Below are 23,507 nucleotides of genomic sequence, written 5' to 3'. Positions count from 1 at the left end.
AGATGTGTTTGTAGTTGCTGTTGCATGCAACGCAACAGAAATATTTCTTATCAACCACCCGCTGTAAATGAGGCGTAGCCCCTTGGGCTAAATTGCCTGGGTTGATAATTGACTACAGGTACGTGTTTGAAAGAAAGGCCCTAAGCCTGCTTTGGTCTGCTTTGCATCTCCTTTCTGAAGAGCACTTATTTATAAGTGCATCTCTCCATTTGAGGTTTTGATGTATTTATAATGCCACTCCCGTCTAAGGCTTCTCAAATTTAAAATTTTCAAAATATTTCTTGCCTGTTCCAAAATTTATATATCTTTGGGTATGCACACGTGTGCATACTCAAAGATATTCTTATAAAGGTGCTGCTACATCATTGTGCTGCCCAAGGGTATGAAGTTTAGTATTCATTAACATGACAGGATTAGAGCAGTTTTCCTTGAAGGGCAGAGTGATTGTAATTACCGGGGCTACCGGAGTGTTAGGTTCGGCGTTGTCTTTGGCGGTGGCGCAGGCCGGGGCGAAGGTGGCCATCTTGGGCAGGAACGGAGCGCGCGCCAAAGAGCGGGTGGAGGCCATTCAGGCAACTGGCGGCGAGGCCATGGCGGTACTGGCAGATGTGCAGGACGAAGCCCAGATGCAGGCCGCCAAAGAAAAGATATTGCTGGCATGGGGTACCATTGACGGATTGGTGAACGGTGCCGGCGGTAACATGCCGGGGGCCACCGTAGGGCCGGGGCAGAATATTTTTGATTTAAACATTGAAGATACCCGCAGGGCTGTTGATCTGAACCTGTTCGGGACGGTGATTCCTACCAAGGTTTTTGGAAGCGTGATGGCCGACAGAGGCAAAGGGGTGATTGTAAATATCTCTTCCCTGACCGCCCAGCGTCCGCTTACCCGGGTGCTAGGGTATTCCATGGCTAAAAAAGCGGTAGAGTCCTATACTCAATGGATGGCCGTAGAGCTGGGCTTGCGCTACGGTGGCGCTCTCAGAATCAATGCCCTGGCCCCTGGGGTTTTCCTGACAGAGCAGAACAGAGATTTGCTGCTGAACGCAGACGGGAGCCACACAGACCGGGCTGAGAAATTCATCACCAACACTCCTTTTCAGCGGTTTGGTGTGCCAGAGGAGTTGACCGGTACATTGATCTATCTGTTAAGTGATGCCTCCCGGTTTGTAAGCGGCGAAACCGTGCTGGTAGACGGGGGCTTTAACGCGTACTGCGGCGTGTAAACAACAAAAAAATAGTTTAGAAGAAACAGCTATGATGCTTTTGCAAAGTTGGAGATGGTTTGGACCCAATGATCCGGTTTCCTTGCGAGATATTAATCAGGCAGGGGCAACAGGCATTGTCACTGCCTTGCACCATGTGCCTAACGGCGAAGTCTGGACCGTAGAACAGATAGAAAGACGTAAGCAGGAGATTGAACAGGAAGGCCTTGTGTGGAGCGTAGTAGAGAGTATTCCGGTGCATGAGTCTATTAAAACACAGGCAGCAGGGTTTCAGGCCTATATCCATAACTACAAAGAATCCATCCGGAACCTGGCTGCTTGCGGAGTCAACACCGTGACCTATAATTTTATGCCGGTGCTGGACTGGACCCGCACAGATTTAAGTTACCAGGTGGAAGATGGTTCCCGGGCGCTAAGATTTGAAATGGCGGCTTTCATTGCCTTTGATGTATTTGTTCTGCAGCGCAAGGGAGCCGAAAAAGACTATACCCCAGAGCAGGTTGAAAAAGCCAGGCAGCGTTTTGAGGCAATGTCTGCGCCTGAAAAGCTGCAGCTGCAGCAGAATATAATAGCGGGTCTGCCTGGGAGCGAAGAGAGTTTTACCCTGCAGCAGTTCCAGCAAGCCTTAGATGCCTATCAGGATATTTCACCTAAAGAGCTGCAGGAGCATTTAATCTACTTTTTGAAAGAAGTCATTCCCGTTGCCGAAGAGGTGGGGGTGAAAATGGCCATTCACCCAGATGACCCGCCCTACAGTATTTTAGGGTTGCCCCGCGTGGTGAGTACCGCCGCAGATGTGGAGGCGCTCTTTCAGGCGGTTCCGTCCCCCAGCAACGGGCTTTGCTTTTGCACGGGTTCCTTTGGGGTGCGGGCAGACAATGACCTGCCGGCCATGGTTAAACGGTTTGGGGAAAGAATCAACTTTGTGCACCTGCGCAGCACCCAACGAGACGAAGAGGGGAACTTCTATGAAGCCAACCATTTGGAAGGCGACGTGGACATGTACGCTGTCATGAAGGAGCTCCTTCTGGTTATGCAGGAGAGAAAACTTTCTCTTCCTATGCGGCCAGACCATGGGCATCAGATGCTGGATGACTTGCATAAAAAGACAAATCCTGGGTATTCTGCCATAGGTAGGTTGCGCGGCCTGGCAGAGTTAAGGGGGCTGGAGTTGGGGATTTATCGCTCCCTTGTAGGGAATGGTTGATTCTGCGTTCGCACATCCTTCCCTATTATCCCTGATATGAATCTGATCTGTATTCCTTCTCTTGTGTCTGAACTAAAGAATAGCTGATACTAGGTGCCTCTTAAACATATTCTATGATAAAGTATCTACAAGAACGTACATGGCAGCGGCATTGTAGCCTGGCTTCTGTGCTGGTGCTTCTTTCATTTCTTCCTTCGGCGGCAGCCAGAGGGGTAGAAAGGAAGCCTGCTGCTCCATTTACCCCAGAAGGTTGGTTGAACGCATCTGTGGTGCAACAGCAGTTAACTGTAAGGGGCACGGTAAAAGACGCGAAAGGTGAAGCCTTGATTGGGGTGAGCGTGGTAGTAAAAGGGACCCAGATAGGAAGCCTGACAGATGTGGAGGGGAATTTTTCTATCAGGGTGCCCAATGCGCAAAGCGTTTTGGTATTCTCCTACGTAGGCTATGTTTCTGCAGAGCGGCCAGCGGTGACAAACAGTGCCATGGCTGTGGTTTTACAGGAACAGGCCACCGGTCTGAATGAGGTAGTGGTGATTGGGTACGGCCAGCAAAAGAAGTCTACCCTCACGGGGGCGGCCAGCACCGTGAGTGGTGCCGAGATTCTTAAATCTCCCACCTCTAACGCCACCAATGCCCTGGTTGGGAGAATGCCTGGGGTAGGAGCTATCCAGCGGAGTGGACAGCCGGGGGCCAATGCCTCGGTCATCAACATCAGAGGGGCCGCTACCTATGGAAACAGCGGCGCCATAGTAGTGGTGGACGGTATAGAACGGCCAGACTTCGGGGACATTGACCCGAATGAAATTGAGTCGATCACGGTCTTAAAAGATGCGGCCATGACGGCTGTGTATGGGATTAGAGGGGCCAACGGGGTGATTGTGGTCACCACCAAGGCGGGGAAGGAAGGCAAGCCCAGGGTCAGCTACAGCGGCAACTTCAGTTTACAGACCTATACAGGTATTCCTAAATCTTTGGACGCCTATTCCAACGCGTTTCTCATCAATGAGGCCCGCCGGAATGATGGGTTGGGCAATGAGTTCAGCGCAGACGAGTTACAGAAGTTCAGAGACGGTTCTGACCCGTTCTTTTACCCTGATATTAACTGGTTTGATTATGTAAGCCGCGATTTCTACTCACAGACCCAGCACAATGTGAACGTAAGCGGTGGCACCAAGAAAATAAAATATTTTGCCTCTGCGGGGTACTTGTTTGAGGATGGTATTTTCAAGGAGTTTGAATCTCCTTATGGTTTCAAAACCACGCCTTCTTTCAATCGCTTTAACTTCCGCTCTAATGTGGATATCAATCTGTCTGATGATTTCAAGGTCTCGGTGAGGCTGGGCGGCCGCATGCAGAAACGGTATCAGCCTGCGGGGCCTCAGGGAAGTTCCTTCTCTTATGACAACGTGGAGGGCATGATTTCCAGAATTATGCAGACCCCCTCTTTTGCGTATCCGGTTTTCTTGCCAGACGGCAGAATTGCCCAGAATGCCAATGTGGGCACCAACATCTGGAACCCGTACGCGGTGCTCACCAGATGGGGAACCCGAGATGATGACAACAATGTCATTGAGAGTACTTTTAACTTACATTATAATTTGAGCAAATTAGTAGAGGGACTCACGTTTAGAACCACGGTGGGTTATGATTCCTACTATACCAGCACTACCCGTAGAAATGCGGTTTGGGCGGCCTATAACATTGTCAACCGAAGAACCCAGGAGGTCGTGCTTTCCTCTGATAGGCCCCGGGACGAACCCTTGAGCGGGTTGAATGTCACTTACGGCGGTACCATCAATTTCAACTTACAGTCAGGCTTCAACTATGACCGGTCGTTTGGTGACCACAACGTGGGCGGCCTGGTGCTTTTCACCAGACTCTTAACCAACAGAAGCGCCGGAGCAGGAGTGTTCGCGGCCCCCTATGCTTCTCAAGGGGTGGTGAGCAGGGTCTCCTATAACTACAGAGAGAAATACTTTGTTGAGCTGAATGCGGCCTATAACGGGTCAGAGAACTTCGCCCCGGGGTACCAATATGGATTTTTCCCCGCGGTTTCAGCAGGTTGGACGTTGACCAATGAAGAGTTTTTACAAAACGCGGGTGCCCTCAGCTATTTAAAGGTCAGGGGGTCATATGGTTTGGTGGGGAATGATAGAATGGATAACCGTTTTATTTTCAGAGATGCGTTTGAGCAAAATTCCAGTGGGGTGTCCAACAACCCTCCGGTATGGTCGCAGATAGGGAACGCCGTGCAGTTTGGAGACCCAGGCAGTATCAGAAACAATCCGGTCATCTCTCAAACTGCCCATGGTACCCCAGATGTTACCTGGGAGAAAGGCGTGAAGCGCAACATAGGCATTGAGAGTAGCTTTTTCAGGGGCGCGCTTCAGGTGAATGTAGATTTGTTTGATGAAACCAGATATGACATTCTCACCCGGCGGGCTTCGGGTTTAAAAACCTACGGTTTAAGAAATGAACCTTTCCTGAATATTGGGGAGGTGTATAACAAAGGATATGAAGTGGAGGTGAATTATAAAGGGCAGATTGGGGAAGTGGAGATTGGTCTTTATTCCCAGGTGTCTTTTGCCAGAAATGAAATCATCAACCGGGATGAGCCTTTGGGCATGCCCGCGTTGCGAAAAGAGCAAGGCAACCGGGTAGGGCAGTTTTATGGGTACCTCACAGATGGTTTCTACACCTCCCAGGAAGATATCAATAACTCTCCCATCAATACCTTGGGCACCCCTATTCCCGGTGATTTAAAGTACAGGGACATCAGCGGGCCGGAAGGTAAACCAGACGGTATCATCAACTCTGATGACATTGCCCCCATTGGGTATTCCAGATTGCCAGAATATACCTATAGTTTCTCCCCTTCTGTCACATGGCGAAACTTCTCCTTCTCGGTTTTATTTCAAGGGGTGGCCAATGTGAGCTCAGATGTGATTTTAACGGAGCAGAACAACGGGCAGCAGATGTATGAATTCCAACTGGGGCGCTGGACCCCAGAGACCGCCGCCACTGCCACTTGGCCCGCTCTGCATGCCAGAGGAAACGGGTACATCAGCTACCGGTTAAATGACTTCATTTTGCAAGATGCATCCTACCTGAAAATCAGGAATGCGGAATTCTCCTACAAACTTCCTGCTGCCTGGTTGCAGCCTTTGAAGATAAATTCTGCCAGAGTCTTCCTAACGGGGCAGAACCTCTACACCTGGACCCGCTTCAAGATGTACTTAGACCCTGAGAATATCAATGTTTCCAATACAGATTTCTCAAGACAGTCCATTTATCCTTCTTCCCGCATCATGAACCTAGGGGTGAACATTCAATTTTAAGAAAAGAGAAAATGAAGGCAACATACATCCTTCCCTTGCTGGTCCTCTTGCTGTTTCTGAGCTCCTGCGAGGATGATTTCTTAGACCGGGCGCCTAGTGTGAATCTGTCTGAAGAAGAGATATTTGCAGACCCTTTGCTGGCTTCGCGTTTTGCAGACAATGCCTATAATCATTTGATTGATGATTACGCTAGGTTCAACTCCCACAGAGGTACCACGTCTCAGGCCTCAGATGAGGCGGTCTCCGGAAATAATGACGTCTCTGTCAGAACGTTAAACCTGGGTACCTACCATGACCATTATGAGCGGGGAGGGGCCTCCTTGAATGATATCAGCGATGTGTGGAACCGGGCCTATGCAGGTATCAGGGTGACGAATGTAGTACTCTCCAAGATGAACCAGGTTCCCTGGACCGGGAACCCTTCCCCGGCCAGAATCAACGGGGAAATGCACTTTATCAGGGCCTTTCTCTATTTTGAGTTGATTAAACGGTTTGGCGGCGTTCCTATCATTGATAAGCCCTACGGAATCTATGAACCTATCAACCTGCCAAGAGCCTCTTATGAAGAGGTAGTAGATTTTATCCTCCAGGATCTGGACGAGGCAGAGGTGGGTTTACCGGAGGAGTACCCCGTGTCTGATTACGGGCGTGCCACCAAGGGAGCAGCTATGGCTTTGCGCTCCAGGGTTTTGCTGTATGCTGCCAGCCCTTTGCATAATGCTGCTCATGATAAAACCAAGTGGGAAGCCGCCGCTGCTGCGGCCAAAGCGGTCATTGATTTAAAGAAGTATTCTTTGCAGGAGACCTACGCTGATATCTTAAACAAGGCGCAGTCTCCAGAATACATCATGATCAAGATCAGAGGCCCGCGCAGCCGCACAGGGTATTTGATAGACTTCTTGATGTCTCCCGGATCTGGTGGCGCCCAGGGGCAGTTTAACCCCACGCAAAACCATGTGGACCTGTATGAAATGAAAGCCACGGGTAAGCCCATTCAAGAGGCTGGTTCAGGGTATAATCCTCAGAAGCCCTATGAAGGGCGTGATCCCAGGTTCTATGCCAACATCCTGTACAATGATGCCCCATGGCAGGGAAGAAGAATGGAGATGTGGGACGGCGGCCGTGATTACCGGGCTGGCAACCCCAACTACACCGCCACCAGATACTACAACAGAAAACTATGGCCAGAGGTCTATACCAACACGTCAACCCAAACGGCGCTGGTGAATTTTGTTTTCTTCCGCTATGCGGAGATTCTTCTAAACTTCGCCGAGGCTCAGAACGAAGCGGTGGGGCCAGATGCGTCTGTATATGAGGCAGTGAATGTAGTGAGAGCCAGAACCTCAGTGGGCATGCCGCCGCTGCCGGCCAATTTAACGCAACAGGAAATGCGGGCCAGGATCAGGAATGAGCGTGCGGTGGAACTAGCTTTTGAAGACCACAGGTGGTATGACATCATGCGGTGGAAGGCAGGGCCTGAAACAGTGGCTAAGCCTATGTACGGTATGGACGTGGTGAGAAACCCAAATGGCAGCTTTACCTATACACCTGTTTTACTTCCTACCACCATGCAGAAGGTCTATTTAGACTACATGCACCTGTATCCCATTCCAAGGCCCGAGATTTGGAAAAGTAACGGTACCCTGGTGCAGAACCCAGGCTGGTAACTCTTGACTTAGCTGTAGAAAAAATTAAAGATAAGCCGCAATGAATTGGATGTATAAGGTTTTGGCCTCTTGCCTCTTTTGCTTTCTCCTGATAAGCACGTGCAACGCTCAGAGTGAACCAGATGCCACCGTCACCGCCTCTGGTACTGTGGTAGATAAAAACGGAAAGCCTCTTGAAGGAGTGGCCATCTCTGTGCAAGAAAATACCCGAGAAGTCACCACCGGGCCAGACGGGAAATTTTCCATGGAGTGTATCAGTAATGAGGTGCTCATTTTTAAAAAGAACGGCTACAATATAGCCCGGGGTGCGGCCAGTGAATTAGAAAACACGACCGTGACAATGGTGGCTACGCTTATTGAAGCGGGAGATGAAGACAATGTGCAGATTCCGTTTGGGGTGCGCAAAAGAAGGGCGGTGTCTGCCTCTGTGAGTTCCATTAAAACCAGTGAACTGCCTCAGCTACCCTTATCCACCTTAACCAATGTGCTGGCTGGCAGACTCCCGGGGCTTTACATTCAGCAGTTGGGTTCCAGACCGGGTACAGATGATGCCTCCATGTTGATTAGAGGAAGATCATCTTACAACAGCAACCAATCTCCCCTGTTGCTCATTGACGGGGTGGAGCGCGATTTTGTGGACATGGACCTGAACGAGATTGAAAGCATCAGTGTGCTCAAAGACGCCGCCACCCTGGCCTGGTACGGGATGACGGGCGCCAACGGCGTGGTGTATGTGACTACCAAACGCGGAAGCTCTACCAGTACCAGAGTGACCTTAGATGCCCAGGGCGGGGTGCAGACGCCGGTCAACCTGACTAAACCCTTAGATGCCTATACCTATGCCACCTTGTACAACAGGGCCAGAGCAGAGAACGGGGAGCAGCCTCTCTATGACCAAACAGCCTTAGACGCCTACCAGAACGGAACAGACCCTTACCGCTACCCCAACAATAATTTTGTAAAGCAATTCATTAAAAAAGCCGCTCCCGTGCAGCGGTACGTGGCTACAGTCAGTGGCGGGAATTCTTTTGTTCAGTATTTCACCTTGCTGAGCTACTACAACCAGGACGGCTTGTACAAGTGGGCCACCAACCCCAGGTATGATGCTAATACCAACTTCCAGCGCTATAACTTCAGGACCAACCTGAACATGCACATTAACAAAGATCTGGATATCGCGCTGGATGTGAACGGGAGAATAGAAGATTTAGGCTACCTCTCAGCGGGGAACGGAACGTTTCTGAATACCCTTTACAATACACCCGCCAACGCCTTCCCCATCTACAATGAAGATGCCACTTACGGGGGTACCTCCCAGTTCAGGAACAATCCGCTGGCAATGTTAAATGAAGACGGGTATATCTCAGACTTGACCAGGTCTATGATGTCCACCATTGACGTGAAATACAAACTTGGTTCTATTTTGGAGGGGCTTTCCTTTAATGCCTTCTTTACCTATGATGTGGAGGGGCTTTACAAATCTGGATTTGAGCAGGCGTATGAGGTTTTTGAGTACAATGGAGCGGGGGGCTACACTCAGTTCGGGACCAGAGCCCCTATCACGTATTCGGCCAGCGCGTTCAGCGCAAGCGTACGCAACAATGAATTCTGGGGTGGGTTTGATTATAACCGTCACCTGGGCCAGCACAGCTTCAATTTCTCTACCCGGGCGCAGTGGGCCTTAAGTGCCTCTCCCGGTAGGTTAGACAACAGACGCCAAGGAGTCTCTAACCGCTTGTCTTACGGGTTCAAAGACCGCTACTATGTAGATGTGGTCGCCACGTTTTCGCAGTCCCAAAATTTTGCGCCAGGAAAACGCTCCGGTTGGTTCCCGGCCGTCTCGGCGGGCTGGATTGTCTCTGATGAAAACTTCCTTTCCTCTGCGGGCTTCCTGGATTATTTGAAAATAAGAGGTTCAGTAGGGTTGGTGGGCAATGACTTGATCAGCAGCCGCCGGTTTGCCTTTAACAATTACTGGACCCGCGGCGGCTCGCAGTATGCTTTCGGTACGTCCTATTCAGCTTCCCCTAACTCCTCTGAACTGGAGTTGGCCAATCCTAACCTTACCTGGGAGAAAGCCAGAAAAGCAAGTGTAGGGTTTGACGCCAAGCTGTTCAAGCAAGCCGTGTCCTTGTCAGTGGATTATTTCTATGAAAACCGCACCGACCTGATGACCGCAGATATTCTGCCCAACGTGTTAGGCCAAAGCCGGGTGCAGGTAAACGCGGGCGAGGCGCAGTACAAAGGCATAGAGGCGGCCCTGAATTTCTCTAAGAACATTGGCAAATTGAACGTCTCCTTCAACGGAAACTTCACCTATGCCCAAAGTGAGATCATCGCCATCAATGAAGAGGCGGGTACCCTGCCTTACCAAAGCCAGATGGGATACAACATTGGCGGGGTGAGGCAAGGTGATTCCTTTACCCGTAGGTTCTTACTCTCTGACGGAATCTTCCAGAGTCAGGAGGAGATTGATGCCGCCCCCGTACAGCGTTTCTCAGGAACCGTGCGCCCAGGAGACATTAAGTACCGCGATGTTGGCGGGCCAAACGGAGTACCTGACGGAATCATAGACAATTTTGACTTTGTCATGACCGACTACTCTGATGTGCCCAAAGCTTACTATGGGTTCGGTACCACCCTGCAATATGCCGGGTTTGATGTAACCGCTCAGTTCTTAGGGGTGCATGGGAGAACTATTCAAATCAATAGCCTCATCAACAGCGGTTCCTCGGCCAGCGGTTACCTCAACCAGTTCAGTCCGGATAGCTGGAGCACCGCCACCGCCCAGACCGCTTTGTATCCCCGCATGGCCATGTCAGACAGAGGCAACAACACCCAGAACTCTGATTACTGGCTCCGGTCCGGGGACTTCCTGAAACTGAAACAAATGGAACTGGGCTATACCCTGCCTGCGGGGATTACACGGTTCATGCGGGTAAACGCAATGCGGTTCTACGTGAGCGGGTTCAATCTGCTCACCTTCAGTAAAGTAGATGATCTGCCCATTGACCCTGAAATGCCTATGGCGGGGTATGGGTCAGAGTACCCGTCACTGCGCACATGGGCGGCTGGGGTAAGTATTAAATTTTAAGTAGCAGCTTTTAGAAAGAGAATGATATGAAAAAGGTACAGCTTAAATGGTTGCTTTTGCTGCTTCCGCTTGGTCTTTGGGGTTGCCAGGATTTCTTGGAAGACGGCACCACCACCGAAGGCCCTATTACCGAGGAGCAGATCTGGGCCAATGACAACTATGCCCGCGGCGTGTTGAACAACGCGTATTTCTCTGTGGCCGAAGGCTTCAACCTGGACGGGAACGGGGCCATGCTGGCCTCGGCGTCTGATGAAGCGGTGAACTCTAACCCCAACTCCTCCATCAACATCTTCAACAACAATACCTGGAGCCCAAACCGCACCTTTGATGATGTGTATGCCTCTATGTATGAGGGCATCAGAAAAGTGAATTCCTTTTTGGCGAATTCGGCCACCAGCGCCATCATTCCGCAGAACAACCGCACTTTTCAGCAGGAACTGGATAGGTTGAACGGGCAAGCCTATTTCCTGAGAGCCTACTTCTATTTTGAACTGCTAAAGCGGTATGGCGGGGTGCCGTTAGTAACCAGGGTATTAGATCGCTCAGAGAACCTCAACCTGCCCAGAAACACCTTTGACGAGGTGAAAAAACAAATTCTGCAAGACTGTGACTCGGCTTATAAAATGTTGCCGCAGTGGACCAATGACTGGGCCGAAGGTGACCGAGGGCGGGCCACGGGAACGGCAGCGCTGGCGCTGAAGTCCAGATTATTGTTGTATGCCGCCAGCCCTTTGCACAACCCTAATAATGACTTGACCAAGTGGCAAGACGCGGCAGATGCGGCAAACACTTTGATCCGGCTGAACAAGCACACCCTGCAGACCACGTACACCAACATCTTCAATTACGGGGCGGCCCAATACAATTCAGAGGTAATTTTTGCCACCCAAGCCCTCAACCGCAATGATATAGAAATCAATCATGCCCCCATCAGTTACAATGGGGCGCTTGGCAGAACCAACCCCACGCAGGAACTGGTAGATGCCTTTGATATGGCCAACGGCAAGCCCATTGGGGAACAAGGCTCAGGCTATAACGCCGCTAATCCCTATGCCAACCGTGACCCCAGACTGGCAATAGTGATCAACTACAACGGCAGAACTTTCAAGGGCACTCCGGTAGAAACCTTTGTGGGCGGCAAAGACGGATTAGGCAGAAATGTGAACGCCACCAGAACAGGCTACTACATGCGCAAGTTTCTGAGTGAGGCCGCCGCCTGGAACCAGACTAACAACACCAACGCCCGTCGGCCTTGGGTAGTGATCAGGTACGCAGAGGTTCTCCTAAATTATGCAGAAGCCCTGAATGAGGCCCAGGGACCTGTGACCGATGTGTATGAGAAACTCAACCAGGTGCGCAGACGCGCAGGCGCCAACATGGTCATAGCCGCTAACCCTGCCATGACTAAAGATGATATGCGGAAAATCATTCAGAAGGAGCGGCAGGTGGAGCTGTGTTTTGAGGGCCACCGCTTCTTTGATGTGCGCCGCTGGAAGAAAGGAGAGGAGCTGTTCAATAGACCTGTACATGGCATGCGCATCACCGTGAACCCCAACGGCTCTTACAACTATGAGCGCTTTGTGGTGGAGAACCGCGTTTTCCTGCCCAAGCACTACTTCTTCCCCTTCGCGCAGAGCGAGATCAACAGAACGCCTGCGCTTGCCCAGAACCCCATGTGGCCATAACCATTTTTCCTTTTTGCCTGTTTTTGAGAAAACAGGCCAAAAACGGAAAGCTTCAAATGCGGTGACAGAAATTTCCTGACTAGAACCAATCGCACGCTTACAAACAAAACTTGAGTAATGATCAAATCAACGCTTTCTGCTTTCCTGCTTCTCTTAGTACTCATCCAATCTGGGTTCTCCCAGCGCCTGGACCTTATCCAGAACATCAAGGGGCGTCAGTTCATGAGCCTGAACGGGCAATGGAACTACATCATGGATCCTTATGAAATGGGCTACTATGATTACCGCCACCTGCCGTTTGACCAGTCGGCTACGGGCAAAGGGGGGTTTTATGATGACCGGGAGCAGAAGAACAAGTCAGAACTGATTGAATACAACTTTGAGTACGCTCCGCAGTTGATTGTACCCGCAGACTGGAACTCGCAGGGCGACATCTTCAAGTTCTACGAGGGCACCATCTGGTACCGTAAGAAGTTTTCGGCACAGCCGAAGGCAGATAAGAAATACCTGCTCTATTTTGCGGCGGTGAATTATGAGGCGCATGTGTATCTGAACGGCAAGAAGCTGGGCGTGCACAAAGGCGGCTTCACGCCTTTCCAGTTTGATGTGACGGGCAAGCTCAAAGAAGGCGACAACGTGGTGGTGGTGAAGGCAGACAACACCCGCAAGCAGGACGAGGTGCCCACCGTGAACACCGACTGGTGGAACTACGGCGGCATTACCCGTGATGTGCTGCTGGCCGAATTGCCCCAAACCCACATCAACGACTACAAAGTACAGCTGGCCAAAAACAACCTGAAGCAGATAGAAGGCTATGTGCAGCTGAGCGGCAAAGAGAAGGCGCAGACCATCACGGTTTCCATTCCAGAACTAAAAATCAAAACCACCGCCAAAACAGATACTTCTGGCAAAGCCTCTTTCACTATCCCGGTGAAGAAAATGACCTATTGGTCACCCGAAAACCCCAAGCTGTATGACGTAGTGGTGAGCAGCGGCACAGATGAAGTGAAAGACCGCATCGGGTTCAGAACCATTGAGGTGAAAGGGGTAGATGTGCTGCTGAACGGTAAATCTGTGTTCTTCCGGGGCATCTCCATTCATGACGAGAACCCGCTGCTGCCCGGCCGCCTCCGCAACCAGGGCGACATGCGCATGATGCTGCAGTGGGCCAAAGAATTGAACTGCAACTACGTGCGTCTGGCGCATTACACCCATAACGAGGACATGGTACGCCTGGCCGATGAAATGGGCCTGATGGTGTGGGCCGAAGTACCGGTATATTGGACTATCTCCTGGGAGAACCCCGAAACCTTCAAAAACGCCCAGCAACAGATGACCGACATGGTGGTGCGGGACAAGAACCGGGCCAGCGTGGTGGTTTGGTCCATTGGCAATGAGACACCCCTGAGTGAGCCGCGTCACGCGTTCATGGGCAACATGGCCGCCTACACCCGCTCCCTTGACAACACCCGTCTGGTGGCCGCCGCTCTGGAAGTGCACCGCAATGGCTATGACGTGATTGTAGATGACCCGCTGGGCGAGAAACTGGATTTGGTTTCCTTTAATCAATACGGCGGCTGGTACTGGGGCGTGCCCAAAGACCTGCCTAAGTACACCTTCAAAATCAAGTACAACAAACCGGTGGTCATCACCGAGTTCGGGGGCGAGGCCGTGGCCGGTTACCACGCCGATGAAGAAACCCGCTGGTCAGAAGAGTACCAGGAGGCCATGTACAAATACCAACTCCAGATGTTAGGCAAAGTAAGCGCCCTGCGCGGCATGACACCCTGGATTCTGGTTGACTTCAGATCGCCGCGCCGCCAGCACCCCGTGTACCAGGATTTCTGGAACCGCAAAGGCGTGTATTCAGACACCGGCGAGAAAAAGAAGGCCTTCTACGTCCTGAAGAACTTCTATGACCAGATGCAGCAAAAGTACAAGTAGCATGAGAAAACAGATTTTGTTGTCTTTGGCGGCGGTTCTGGCGTTGGCTCCGGTGGTGAAAGCACAGGAGAAAGCACCGGCGCCGCTCGTGGTGCAGGCTAAGCGCGGCCTCACTACTTCTGATGCCACCAAAGGCTTTGGGGAGTGGAAAGATTACGCCACTAGAAGCTTCGCGCAACTGACAGATTTCAAACCGAAGGAAACCAAGCTGAGCCCATACGGCGGCAGAAAAGACAAACGCACCAAAGCCACCGGCTTCTTCCATGTGAAGCAGCTGAACGGCCGTTGGTGGGCCATTGACCCTGAGGGGTATTATTTCCTGCACACCGCGGTGAACACGGTGACCATGGGAGCCTCCGCCCGCAACAAAGAGGCCCTGAAAGAGACGTTCAAAGACAGCAGGGGCTGGGCCTCCGCCGCCAATCAGTTGCTGCGGGAGAACGGTTTTAACGGCACGGGCTCCTGGTCTAACGTGAAAGAATTGATTGCCTCGCCGCGGCAGGAGAAAACCCCGCTGGCCTACACCGTCAACTGGGATTTCATGAGCGCCTACGGCAAGAAGCGCGGCGGCACCTACCAGAAACCCGGCCACCGCGGCTACCCCAATGATGTCATCTTCGTCTTTGACCCCGAGTTTGAGGCCTTCTGTGACAACCACGCCAAGCAACTGGCCGCCTACAAAGATGACAAGAATGTGTTCGGGTATTTCTCAGACAATGAAATGCCCTTCGGGCGAAAGAACCTGGAGGGCTACCTGACCCTTGACCCCAAAGAACCCGGCTATGCTGCCGCCCATCAATGGATAAAAGAGCGAGGCATCACCCCGGAGCAGATCACCGATGCGCACCGCAAGGAGTTCCTGGCCTTCGCTGCTGAGCGTTACTTCTCTATTGTGGCCAAAGCCATCAAGAAATATGACCCCAACCACCTGTACCTGGGCTGTCGGTTCTACGGCAACCAGCGCGAGTACCCAGAAATGCTGGAGGCCGCGGGTAAATATGTAGATGTGGTTTCCATCAACTACTACAACGTCTGGACCCCGGAGCAGGACAAAATGCGCAACTGGGGGGCTTGGTCTAAGAAGCCATTTATCATCACGGAGTGGTACGTGAAAGGGGAGGACTCAGGTTTGCCCAACAGAACCGGCGCGGGTTGGATGGTGAAGACCCAGCAGGACAGAGGCTTGTTTTACCAGAACTTCACGCTGGGTCTCCTGGAAAACCCCAACTGCGTGGGCTGGCACTGGTTCCAGTACCAGGACAATGACCCTACCTTAGAAGGCGCCGAGCCCTCTAACATTGATGCCAACAAAGGCATCGTGGACAATTATTACCAGGTGTATCAACCGCTCATGGACAAGATGCGGGAGATCAACCAACACATGTATCAACTGGCAGATTATTTTCAAAAGAAGAAATAGGAGGCACTCATGAAAAAGCATTTTTGGAAAACAGCGTTGTTATGCCTCGGGCTTGCGGCCTGCGGAAAGGAGGAGGAGTTTCCCAAACCCGTGTTGGTGACCACACCACCCGTTTCCACTGATGGGCTGCACACCAAGCTGCCTTTCCCTTTTGGGGCGGCGGTGAACGTAAACCTCATCCGGAACAATGCCCAATACCGTAATCTGGTGGCCAAGGAGATGAACAGCATCACGGCAGAGAACGCCATGAAACCGGCTGCCCTGCACCCCTCCAAAGACCTGTACGTGTGGAATGACGCCGATTATCTGGTGGAGTTTGCGAAGCAAAGCGGCAAGCGCGTGCATGGGCACACCTTGATCTGGCACCAGTCGCTGCCCGCCTGGCTAGAGAACTACAACGGCACCCCCGCAGAGTTTGAGCAGATATTTAAGACCCACATTCAAACCATTGTCTCCCATTTTAAAGGCAAAGTAGCCTCCTGGGATGTGGTGAACGAAGCCTTTGAGAACGAGGGCGGAACCTTGCGCAACAGCGTGTGGCGCCGCATTCTGGGCGATGACTACATAGCCCGCGCGTTCCAGTATGCCCATGAGGCAGACCCCGCCGCGCTTTTGTTTTACAATGACTACGGGCATGAATACGGCCCTACCAAACGCAACGCCATTATTAATCTGGTGAACAGCCTGAAAGCGCGCGGGATTCCCATTCATGGCATTGGCATGCAGATGCACACCCGCTACAACCAATCAGACGCCAACCTCACCGCGGCCATCACTACGGCGGCCAGTACCGGCCTGAAAGTGCACATCTCAGAGCTGGACATCTCCATGAACCCGGAGAAAACGCAGGGAATCATGCTCACGCCCGCCACGGCGCAGCTGCAGGCCACCCGGTATAAATTCATTGTAAAGGCTTATAATGCTATTCCCAAAGAACAGCAGTTTGGCATCACCACCTGGAACGTAACCGACGGCGACAGCTGGGTGCCGGGCTTCAACGGCGCCCCTGACTGGCCTTTGCCCTTTGATAAAAACTACCAGCCTAAGCCTGCCTACCAAGGCATTATTGAAGGGGTTCAGTAAAGGCTGTCATTTCCGTTTTTGGGCTGTTTTGGCCAAAAACAGCAAAAAGGAAATAAGGCAAAGAGAAGAAAACCAAAGGATGATCAGCCTCTGGCGTCATTGCGTTTTTAGGCTGATTTCACAAAAAGAGGCCAAAAACGGCGGCTCCCTTATAAAGAGTATTCCCGCTGGGGCTTTTGCCTAAGAAAATATCATCACACACAAGCAGGTGGTGGAGGCAAGAATCCCAAGTCTTCTGCAAACGTGTGCAGCAAGTGTGTCACCTGAGTTCTTATTCCATAGCACAAAATGAGAATCACCTTTGTCTGGTTTTTAAGCCTGTTGTTTTGCCTCCCGGTGTGCGCCCAGCGCACGGCGGTGAAGGTGAATGACGCGTGGCTTTTCCGAAAGGGTGATACCCTAAACAAGCAGGTGCCTATGGGGCAGGAGGAGGGTTGGGAGAAGGTGACCTTGCCACACACCTGGAACCAAACCGATGCCTTCGTGCCCACGGGTGCACCTTATAAAGGAATAGGTTGGTACCAGAAAAGGCTGTTGGACACGTTTACGCCTTCAGATAAAGTGTTTCTATTTTTAGAGGGGGCGCTGCTTTCAGCGGAGGTGTATGTGAACGGGAAACTGGCGGGGACCCATGAAGGCGGTTACACCGGATTTGCCGTGCCCCTTACTTCATTTCTGCGGAAGGACGGTCCCAATGTCATCTCAGTGAAAGTAGATAACTCCGCCAAGGCGCATATTGCCCCAATCTCAGGAGATTTCACCTTGTATGGAGGCCTGTACCGGGATGTCTGGTTGATCAAAACCTCAGATATCCACTTCGCCTTTACCTCATATGGGGCCAACGGTGTTTTTGTGCAGACGCCCCAGGTGAGTGCACAGCGGGCCACGGTGCAGGTGAAGGGAACCCTCACCAATGAAAGCGCAAAAGACCGGAAGCTGGAGATTGCGCACTCCGTCAAAGATGCCCAAGGGAAAGAAGTAGCAGCGTTTACCTCTAAGGTTCCATCAAAGGCCGGGCAGAACCACAGCTTCTCTGCTGTGAGCAAGGCTATTCCTACGCCCCACCTGTGGAGCCCAGATTCTCCTTATCTGTACCGGGTGACTACCTCTATCAAAGATGCCCGAACCAAAGAAGTTCTAGATGAAATCACCCATCCCGTGGGCTTCAGGTGGTTTTCTGTTTCCCCAGACAGCGGGTTCTTTCTCAATGGCCAGCATCTCAAACTCACAGGAGCGTCCCGCCACCAGGATTGGGAAGGGCTCGCCAGTGCTCTGCCTGATGAATTGCATGCACATGATGCCCGGCTGTTGAAGGAGCTGGGCGCCAACTTCGTGCGGCTGGCCCATTACCCGCAAGACCCTGCCCTGCTGGAGGCGTGTGACCGACTGGGGTTGCTGGTTTGGATGGAAGTGCCCACGGTAAACGAAATCAACCCGTCACAGGCTTTCGCGGAGAATACCAGCACGCAGTTGCGGGAGATGATTCAGCAGCACTACAACCACCCGTCTATTGTCATGTGGGGCTATATGAATGAGGTGCTGCTCAGGTTGGGCAGCCTGAAAGTTTCTGACGCGGAGAAAGAGCAGATCATTCAGAAAACCATGCAGCTGGCCCGGCAACTGGAGAAAGTGGCCAGAGCCGAAGACCCCACCCGCCTGACCACGGTGGCTTTCCACGGCAGTGATCTTTATACCAAACACGGGCTGCAGCACATTTCCCAGCTGGTGGGGTGGAACCTGTACCAGGGTTGGTACGGCGGCAAGTTCAGTGAGGTAGGTACGTTTCTGGACAAGCAGCACCAGGCTTACCCCAAAATACCGCTCCTGGTAAGTGAATATGGCGCGGGCAGCGACCTCAGACTCAATACCCTGCAACCCGAGCAGTTTGACTTTAGCCCGCAGTGGCAGTTTCTGTACGCCCAGAGTTACCTGAGAACCATACAAACCCGACCGTTTGTGGCAGGTTCGCTGGCTTGGATTCTGGCCGATTTCGGGTCTGAGGGAAGGCAGGAGACCATGCCGCGCCTTAACAACAAAGGCCTGGTGACCTTTAACCGCACCAAGAAAGACATTTTCTATTTCTACAAAGCCACCCTCAGGACAGACTCAGCCGTGGTGCACGTGGCCACGCAAGATTGGCCGCTCCGCCGGATGGCTCCCCAAAAGGCAGGGGATTCTTTTGTTATCAACCCCGTAAACGTGTACAGCAACTGCGCGGAGGTGGAGCTGTTTCTCAACGGCAAATCTTTGGGCAGAAAACAGGTGCAAGAGGCCGTTGCCACCTTTGATGTGCCGCTGGTGCCCGGAAAGAACAACCTGCGGGCAGTTGGGGAGAGACAAGGCATGCCAGCAGAGGATTTCAAGACGGTAGAAATGCAACTGCAGCCTTTTCAACTCAACCAAGATGCGGCGGCTTTTGTGGAGATAGGCGTGAACTGCGGAAGCAATGCCTGGTACTTCCACCCAGAGAAGCAGTTCATCTATGAGCCCGACCAGCCGTACCGCAGCGGGAGCTGGGGATATGTGGGCGGCGAACCTTACCGACCCAACAAGTCCCGGCCGGGCATCCAATCCAACATAGCAGGGACAACGCAGAACCCACTGTATCAAACGCTCCGGCAGAACCTGGAGGGCTACCGCTTTGACGTGGTGGACGGGCTGTATGAAGTGGAACTGAGCTTTGCGGAGCCGGAAGGCAGTCACAGCAGTCTGGTGTATGATCTGGGCAGCGCCGCTGCGGCCGCATCAGGCAAACGGGTATTCCAGGTGCTCCTGAATCAGAAAAAGATTATAAATGAGTTGGATTTGGCAAGACAGGCAGGCCCCAAGACCCTGCTGCAGCGCACTTTTCAGGTGAAAGCCCAAAAAGACCAGGGACTTCACCTCCAGTTTGAAAAAATCAGCGGGCAGCCCATTCTCAATGCCATCAAAGTAAAGCGGGTACAATAAACAGGAACAGACAAACAACTTACACTACAACTTATAACAGCAACATATGAGAAAAGCACTTTTACTTTTATTAGGTGTCTTCTTATCTTTTAATGCGGTACAGGCTCAAAGTATTGTCATTAACAAGTTATTGAACGGCTCCAATGACGCAGACGGTAGAACCGATGCCGTGGAACTGTTGGTGGTCCAGGATCACCTGGATATCAGAGGATTCATCATAAAGGACTTTGAGAACAACATCACCACAGAGGGCGGCAGGTTTGAGTTCAAGGATGAGCCGCTCTGGCGTGACCTGAGAAAGGGAACCACCATTATACTGCGTAATCTCAGCGGCTTGCAGAGCAACTACGTGCAAGACACAGACCCCTCAGATTTCATCATTGACGTCCTGCTGCAGAACACCACCTACTTCACCAACCGCGGGGGAACCGCCATCTTCAATCTTACCGGCAATGATATGGTGATGGTAAAGACGGGGGAACCTACCGGCACCGCCGGGTCTATTCATGCCTTTGCCTACGGGAGCGCGGCCAATATTGACGCCTCTGCCCACTTTGCCAGTACCACCAGCCCTAAAATCAAGCTGGTGTACGCCAACCCGGGGGGCGGGTACTTCTACTATCCTACCAACCCAACCCAGAACGTGAGCGATTACAACGGCACCAGCGCCACCGCTTCCAATGCCATCACCAATGCCAATGATGTGCAGCGCCAATGGGGATTCGGGTACGGGGCTGGAAACAGAAATTTCATCGCCTCCCTGCGGCGCCCCGTAGTGGCCGAAGGTCCGGTGAATCTCCCCGTGGTGGTAAACAAAATCTACAATGCCACTGACACGAATGACGGCAAATCAGATGCGTTTGAGCTGCTGGTGGTGCAAGACCATTTTGACATGCGCAACCTGGTGGTCAAAGATTTCAATGACAATCTGGTAAACGACACCGGCGGCAAGTACCGCTTCAAGAACATTGCCTTCTGGGCCGATATGAGGAAAGGAACCACCATTGTGCTGCGCAAAACCCAGTCGCAGGACGCTGCCTACGTGGAAGACACAGACGCCTCAGACTTCACCCTGGACCTGCTCTTAACCAACTCCTCCCCCTATCTGGATAACGTGGCGTTGAGCGGGCATGAGTTCAACCTCACCATGACAGACATGGTCATGATCAAAAGAGGGGACATCAACGGGGCAGGGGATGCCATCCATGCCCTGGTGTCTAACAATGGAAACGCTTCTACCGCGGGTTCTTTTTTCAATGCGATCTATAGCAGAGCCTTGGTTTCTGCGGAGACCAACGGCACCGGTTTTTTCCTTTATCCCTTGAACCCAACGGTCTCCATAGAAGACTTTGACGGCGTGAAGGCAAAATCCTCTACAGACACAGACCGCAAATGGGGCATGGGCTACGGCGACAATAACCGGGCGTTTATTGCCTCGCTTCGGGCGCCAGCCGCTCCCTCTGATTTAACGGCGGCCGCCATCACGGCCTCCCAGATAGACCTGTCCTGGACCGATAACTCTCCTAATGAAACGGGTTTTGAAATAGAGCGCTCCACAGACGGTACTACCTTCAACTCTTTGGCCACGGTAGGGGCAAACGTTACCACCTACTCAGACAAAACAGTGGTGGGCTCCACCAAATACTACTACAGAATAAGGGCTACGGGTGCTTCGGCGGCGTCAGAGTTCTCTAATGTAGCTGAGATCATTACCAATATCGCGAAGGTGCTCACCGTTTCCTTCACCCCCCAGACGGTCTATGAAAACGCACCGCTTGGAACCGTGGCAGGTGAGTTGACGTCCACCTCAGACAATGCCTCTGCCACGTTCACGTACAGCTTGGTCAGCGGGGACGGGGATACTGATAATACGGCGTTCAGCATATCAGGGAATCAACTGCAAACCGCGGCCGCTCTGAATTTTGAAGCCAAGTCCAGCTATTCGGTGCGGGTAAGGTCCACGTCTTCGTCCGGGCATTTCCTGGAGGAGGTCTTCACGGTGGCGGTGCAGGATGTGAACGAGGCGCCTACGCTGGCCGCCATCGCTGACCAGGTGGCTTGTAACATCACTCAAACCCAAACCATTGCCCTCTCCAACGCCACGCCAGGGCCTGAGACTACCCAGACTCTGACATACTCCGTGGCTTCTACCAACAGTGCCTTGTTTGAGGAGTTGAGCATCACGCCAGGGGCGAATGGGGCAGCGCAACTTTCTTACCGTTTGAAAGCGGGCGCCCTCGGCGAAGCCGATGTGACCGTGACCCTGAAAGACAACGGCGGCACCGCCCACGGCGGAACAGATACGTTCACCCGCACCTTCAAACTGACCAGCGTGGCCTTGCCTACCGCCACCATCACCTCCAACCAGGGCACACAGCTTTCTAAAGGACTGACCGCCACGTTGACGGCCAGCGGCGGCACCAGTTATGTCTGGGCCAATGCCAACGGGATAGTGAGTGGGCAGAACAGCGCTACCTTAACCGTTCGGCCAGAGGCCACTACCACGTACCAGGTCACGGTGACCAATGAGAACGGCTGCACTGATACGGAGTCTATCACGCTGGAGGTAACCGAGAATTACAGCGTGCTGCAGGCTTCCAACCTGCTCACGCCCAACAACGACGGGGTGAACGACAAATGGGTCATCCAGAACATTGACTTCTACCGCAACAATGAGGTGAAGGTATTTGACCGGGCCGGGCGCGTGGTCTTCCAGCAGAAAGGCTACCGCAACACCTGGGACGGAACCTTCCAAAACGCGCCGCTGGCCGCCGGAACCTACTACTACATCGTGGATTTCGGGAACGGGCAACCCTTGTTCAAAGGCTTCATTACCCTAGTAAGAGACTAAGCACAGGCAGACAAACGAACTATAGTAAAAGCATGACCATGAAAACTTCTAATACTATCCTTCAGAAAATTTGCCTGCACGTGGTGCTGGTGAGTGCCCTAATGGGGACGCAACTGTTCCATTCCGGCGGGGAGGCGTTGGCCCAGATCAATCCTTTGGGGACCATGTATTTCCAGAACCAATACCTGGGCAACCCGGCCATGGCGGGGCTGGACAACGGCTGGAAACTGAACCTGGCCTACCGGCAGCAGTGGAATTCTTTCCCAGGTACGCCCAAAACCCAGTCGCTCACCGCTGAATACGGCTTTGGCGGCAACGTAGGCGTGGGCCTGAAGGTGCAGAACACCAAAGCGGGATTGCTGCGCCATACCAGCGCCGTGGGCACGTACGCCTACCATTTGCCCGTGAACGAAGGCCAGCAGCTGCACTTCGGGCTTTCAGTCGGTTTTAACAACCAGCGCATCAGCAACAGTAATGTGATTGGTGAGAACAGCGACCCCAGCGTGAACCGGTTCAATGACCGGAGCCTGCAGCTGGACGGTGACTTCGGGTTGGGGTTCACCACCGACAAACTCACGGTGCAGGGCGCACTATTGGGCATGCGAAACTATCTGGTCTCAGACCCCAACGAGGTGGAGGTGATCAACTACCCCACGTTCTTTACGGCCGTGAGTTACCGCTTCAACGTGACCGCGGGAGACCAGACCATTGGCATTGAACCCAAAATTGCCTACCGCGGGGTGAAAGAGACAGACAATATCCTGGACGCGGGCGCGAACATTTCTTTCCTGGACAATGCCTTCAATGTGTTCGGGCTGTACCACAGCAACCAGGAGGCCACGTTTGGTTTCTCCGTGGGCTACAAGTCACGGCTGGCCTTCACGGGCATCTACACCACTGCCCCGTCAGACATGAAAGACTACGCCAGCGGCGGATTTGAACTAGGCTTGAAATTCGCCTTGGCGAAATAGGGATGCGCCTTTCCGTTTTCGGGCTGTTTTGGCCAAAACAGCGAAAAGGAAATTTTTCTTTATTTCCAAGAA

Annotated in this window: 12 protein-coding genes; all 12 read left to right on the top strand. The window is 52.4% G+C overall.

Going from position 1 to position 23,507, the window contains the following annotated elements; genetic code table 11:
• Positions 1-404 precede the first annotated feature (404 nt).
• The 12 genes from A8O25_RS19600 to A8O25_RS19540 all read left to right on the top strand — a co-directional run bounded on the left by A8O25_RS19600 (position 405) and on the right by A8O25_RS19540 (position 23,435).
• Entirely contained in the window at positions 405-1,226 is an 822-nt protein-coding gene (locus A8O25_RS19600; protein WP_066838691.1) for an SDR family oxidoreductase, read from the top strand.
• Between the two features lie 31 nt (positions 1,227-1,257).
• Positions 1,258-2,433, top strand: a complete 1,176-nt coding sequence (uxuA, locus tag A8O25_RS19595) for a mannonate dehydratase (RefSeq protein ID WP_206598712.1) — start codon at positions 1,258-1,260, stop codon at positions 2,431-2,433.
• Between the two features lie 113 nt (positions 2,434-2,546).
• A complete protein-coding gene (locus A8O25_RS19590; RefSeq protein ID WP_082893770.1) occupies positions 2,547-5,771 on the top strand; it encodes a SusC/RagA family TonB-linked outer membrane protein in 3,225 nt (1,074 codons plus the stop codon).
• A gap of 11 nt (positions 5,772-5,782) precedes the next feature.
• The gene (locus tag A8O25_RS19585; RefSeq protein WP_066838685.1) at positions 5,783-7,438 is read left to right on the top strand and encodes a RagB/SusD family nutrient uptake outer membrane protein; all 1,656 of its coding nucleotides are present in this window, start codon (positions 5,783-5,785) and stop codon (positions 7,436-7,438) included.
• Positions 7,439-7,478: 40 nt separating this feature from the next.
• A complete protein-coding gene (locus A8O25_RS19580) occupies positions 7,479-10,532 on the top strand; it encodes a SusC/RagA family TonB-linked outer membrane protein (RefSeq protein ID WP_082893769.1) in 3,054 nt (1,017 codons plus the stop codon).
• Between the two features lie 26 nt (positions 10,533-10,558).
• Positions 10,559-12,217, top strand: coding sequence for a RagB/SusD family nutrient uptake outer membrane protein (locus tag A8O25_RS19575; protein WP_066838679.1), 1,659 nt, complete (start codon positions 10,559-10,561; stop codon positions 12,215-12,217).
• A 117-nt stretch (positions 12,218-12,334) separates the two neighbouring features.
• Positions 12,335-14,161, top strand: a complete 1,827-nt coding sequence (locus tag A8O25_RS19570; protein WP_066838677.1) for a glycoside hydrolase family 2 protein — start codon at positions 12,335-12,337, stop codon at positions 14,159-14,161.
• 1 nt (position 14,162) lies between these two features.
• Entirely contained in the window at positions 14,163-15,581 is a 1,419-nt protein-coding gene (locus A8O25_RS19565; protein ID WP_153042843.1) for an agarase, read from the top strand.
• A 9-nt stretch (positions 15,582-15,590) separates the two neighbouring features.
• Positions 15,591-16,664, top strand: a complete 1,074-nt coding sequence (locus A8O25_RS19560) for an endo-1,4-beta-xylanase (protein WP_066838668.1) — start codon at positions 15,591-15,593, stop codon at positions 16,662-16,664.
• A gap of 288 nt (positions 16,665-16,952) precedes the next feature.
• Entirely contained in the window at positions 16,953-19,613 is a 2,661-nt protein-coding gene (locus tag A8O25_RS19550; protein WP_066838661.1) for a glycoside hydrolase family 2 TIM barrel-domain containing protein, read from the top strand.
• A 46-nt stretch (positions 19,614-19,659) separates the two neighbouring features.
• Positions 19,660-22,464 (top strand): T9SS type B sorting domain-containing protein, encoded by a 2,805-nt coding sequence (locus A8O25_RS19545; RefSeq protein WP_082893768.1) that lies wholly within the window; start codon positions 19,660-19,662, stop codon positions 22,462-22,464.
• 32 nt (positions 22,465-22,496) lie between these two features.
• Complete coding sequence (locus tag A8O25_RS19540; protein ID WP_082893767.1) at positions 22,497-23,435, top strand: PorP/SprF family type IX secretion system membrane protein; 939 nt, start codon at positions 22,497-22,499, stop codon at positions 23,433-23,435.
• Positions 23,436-23,507: the final 72 nt, after the last annotated feature.

It is taken from the genome of Rufibacter ruber (assembly GCF_001647275.1).
Taxonomy (GTDB): domain Bacteria; phylum Bacteroidota; class Bacteroidia; order Cytophagales; family Hymenobacteraceae; genus Nibribacter; species Nibribacter ruber_C.
This window is presented reverse-complemented; position numbering and strand designations above follow the sequence as displayed.

Coding starts and splice junctions, on each gene's coding strand:
- uxuA (WP_206598712.1), top strand. CDS start 1,258: ATGATGCTTTTGCAAAGTTGGAGATGGTTTGGACCCAATGATCCGGTT.
- A8O25_RS19600 (WP_066838691.1), top strand. CDS start 405: ATGACAGGATTAGAGCAGTTTTCCTTGAAGGGCAGAGTGATTGTAATT.
- A8O25_RS19570 (WP_066838677.1), top strand. CDS start 12,335: ATGATCAAATCAACGCTTTCTGCTTTCCTGCTTCTCTTAGTACTCATC.
- A8O25_RS19540 (WP_082893767.1), top strand. CDS start 22,497: ATGACCATGAAAACTTCTAATACTATCCTTCAGAAAATTTGCCTGCAC.
- A8O25_RS19565 (WP_153042843.1), top strand. CDS start 14,163: ATGAGAAAACAGATTTTGTTGTCTTTGGCGGCGGTTCTGGCGTTGGCT.
- A8O25_RS19550 (WP_066838661.1), top strand. CDS start 16,953: ATGAGAATCACCTTTGTCTGGTTTTTAAGCCTGTTGTTTTGCCTCCCG.
- A8O25_RS19580 (WP_082893769.1), top strand. CDS start 7,479: ATGAATTGGATGTATAAGGTTTTGGCCTCTTGCCTCTTTTGCTTTCTC.
- A8O25_RS19545 (WP_082893768.1), top strand. CDS start 19,660: ATGAGAAAAGCACTTTTACTTTTATTAGGTGTCTTCTTATCTTTTAAT.
- A8O25_RS19560 (WP_066838668.1), top strand. CDS start 15,591: ATGAAAAAGCATTTTTGGAAAACAGCGTTGTTATGCCTCGGGCTTGCG.
- A8O25_RS19585 (WP_066838685.1), top strand. CDS start 5,783: ATGAAGGCAACATACATCCTTCCCTTGCTGGTCCTCTTGCTGTTTCTG.
- A8O25_RS19575 (WP_066838679.1), top strand. CDS start 10,559: ATGAAAAAGGTACAGCTTAAATGGTTGCTTTTGCTGCTTCCGCTTGGT.
- A8O25_RS19590 (WP_082893770.1), top strand. CDS start 2,547: ATGATAAAGTATCTACAAGAACGTACATGGCAGCGGCATTGTAGCCTG.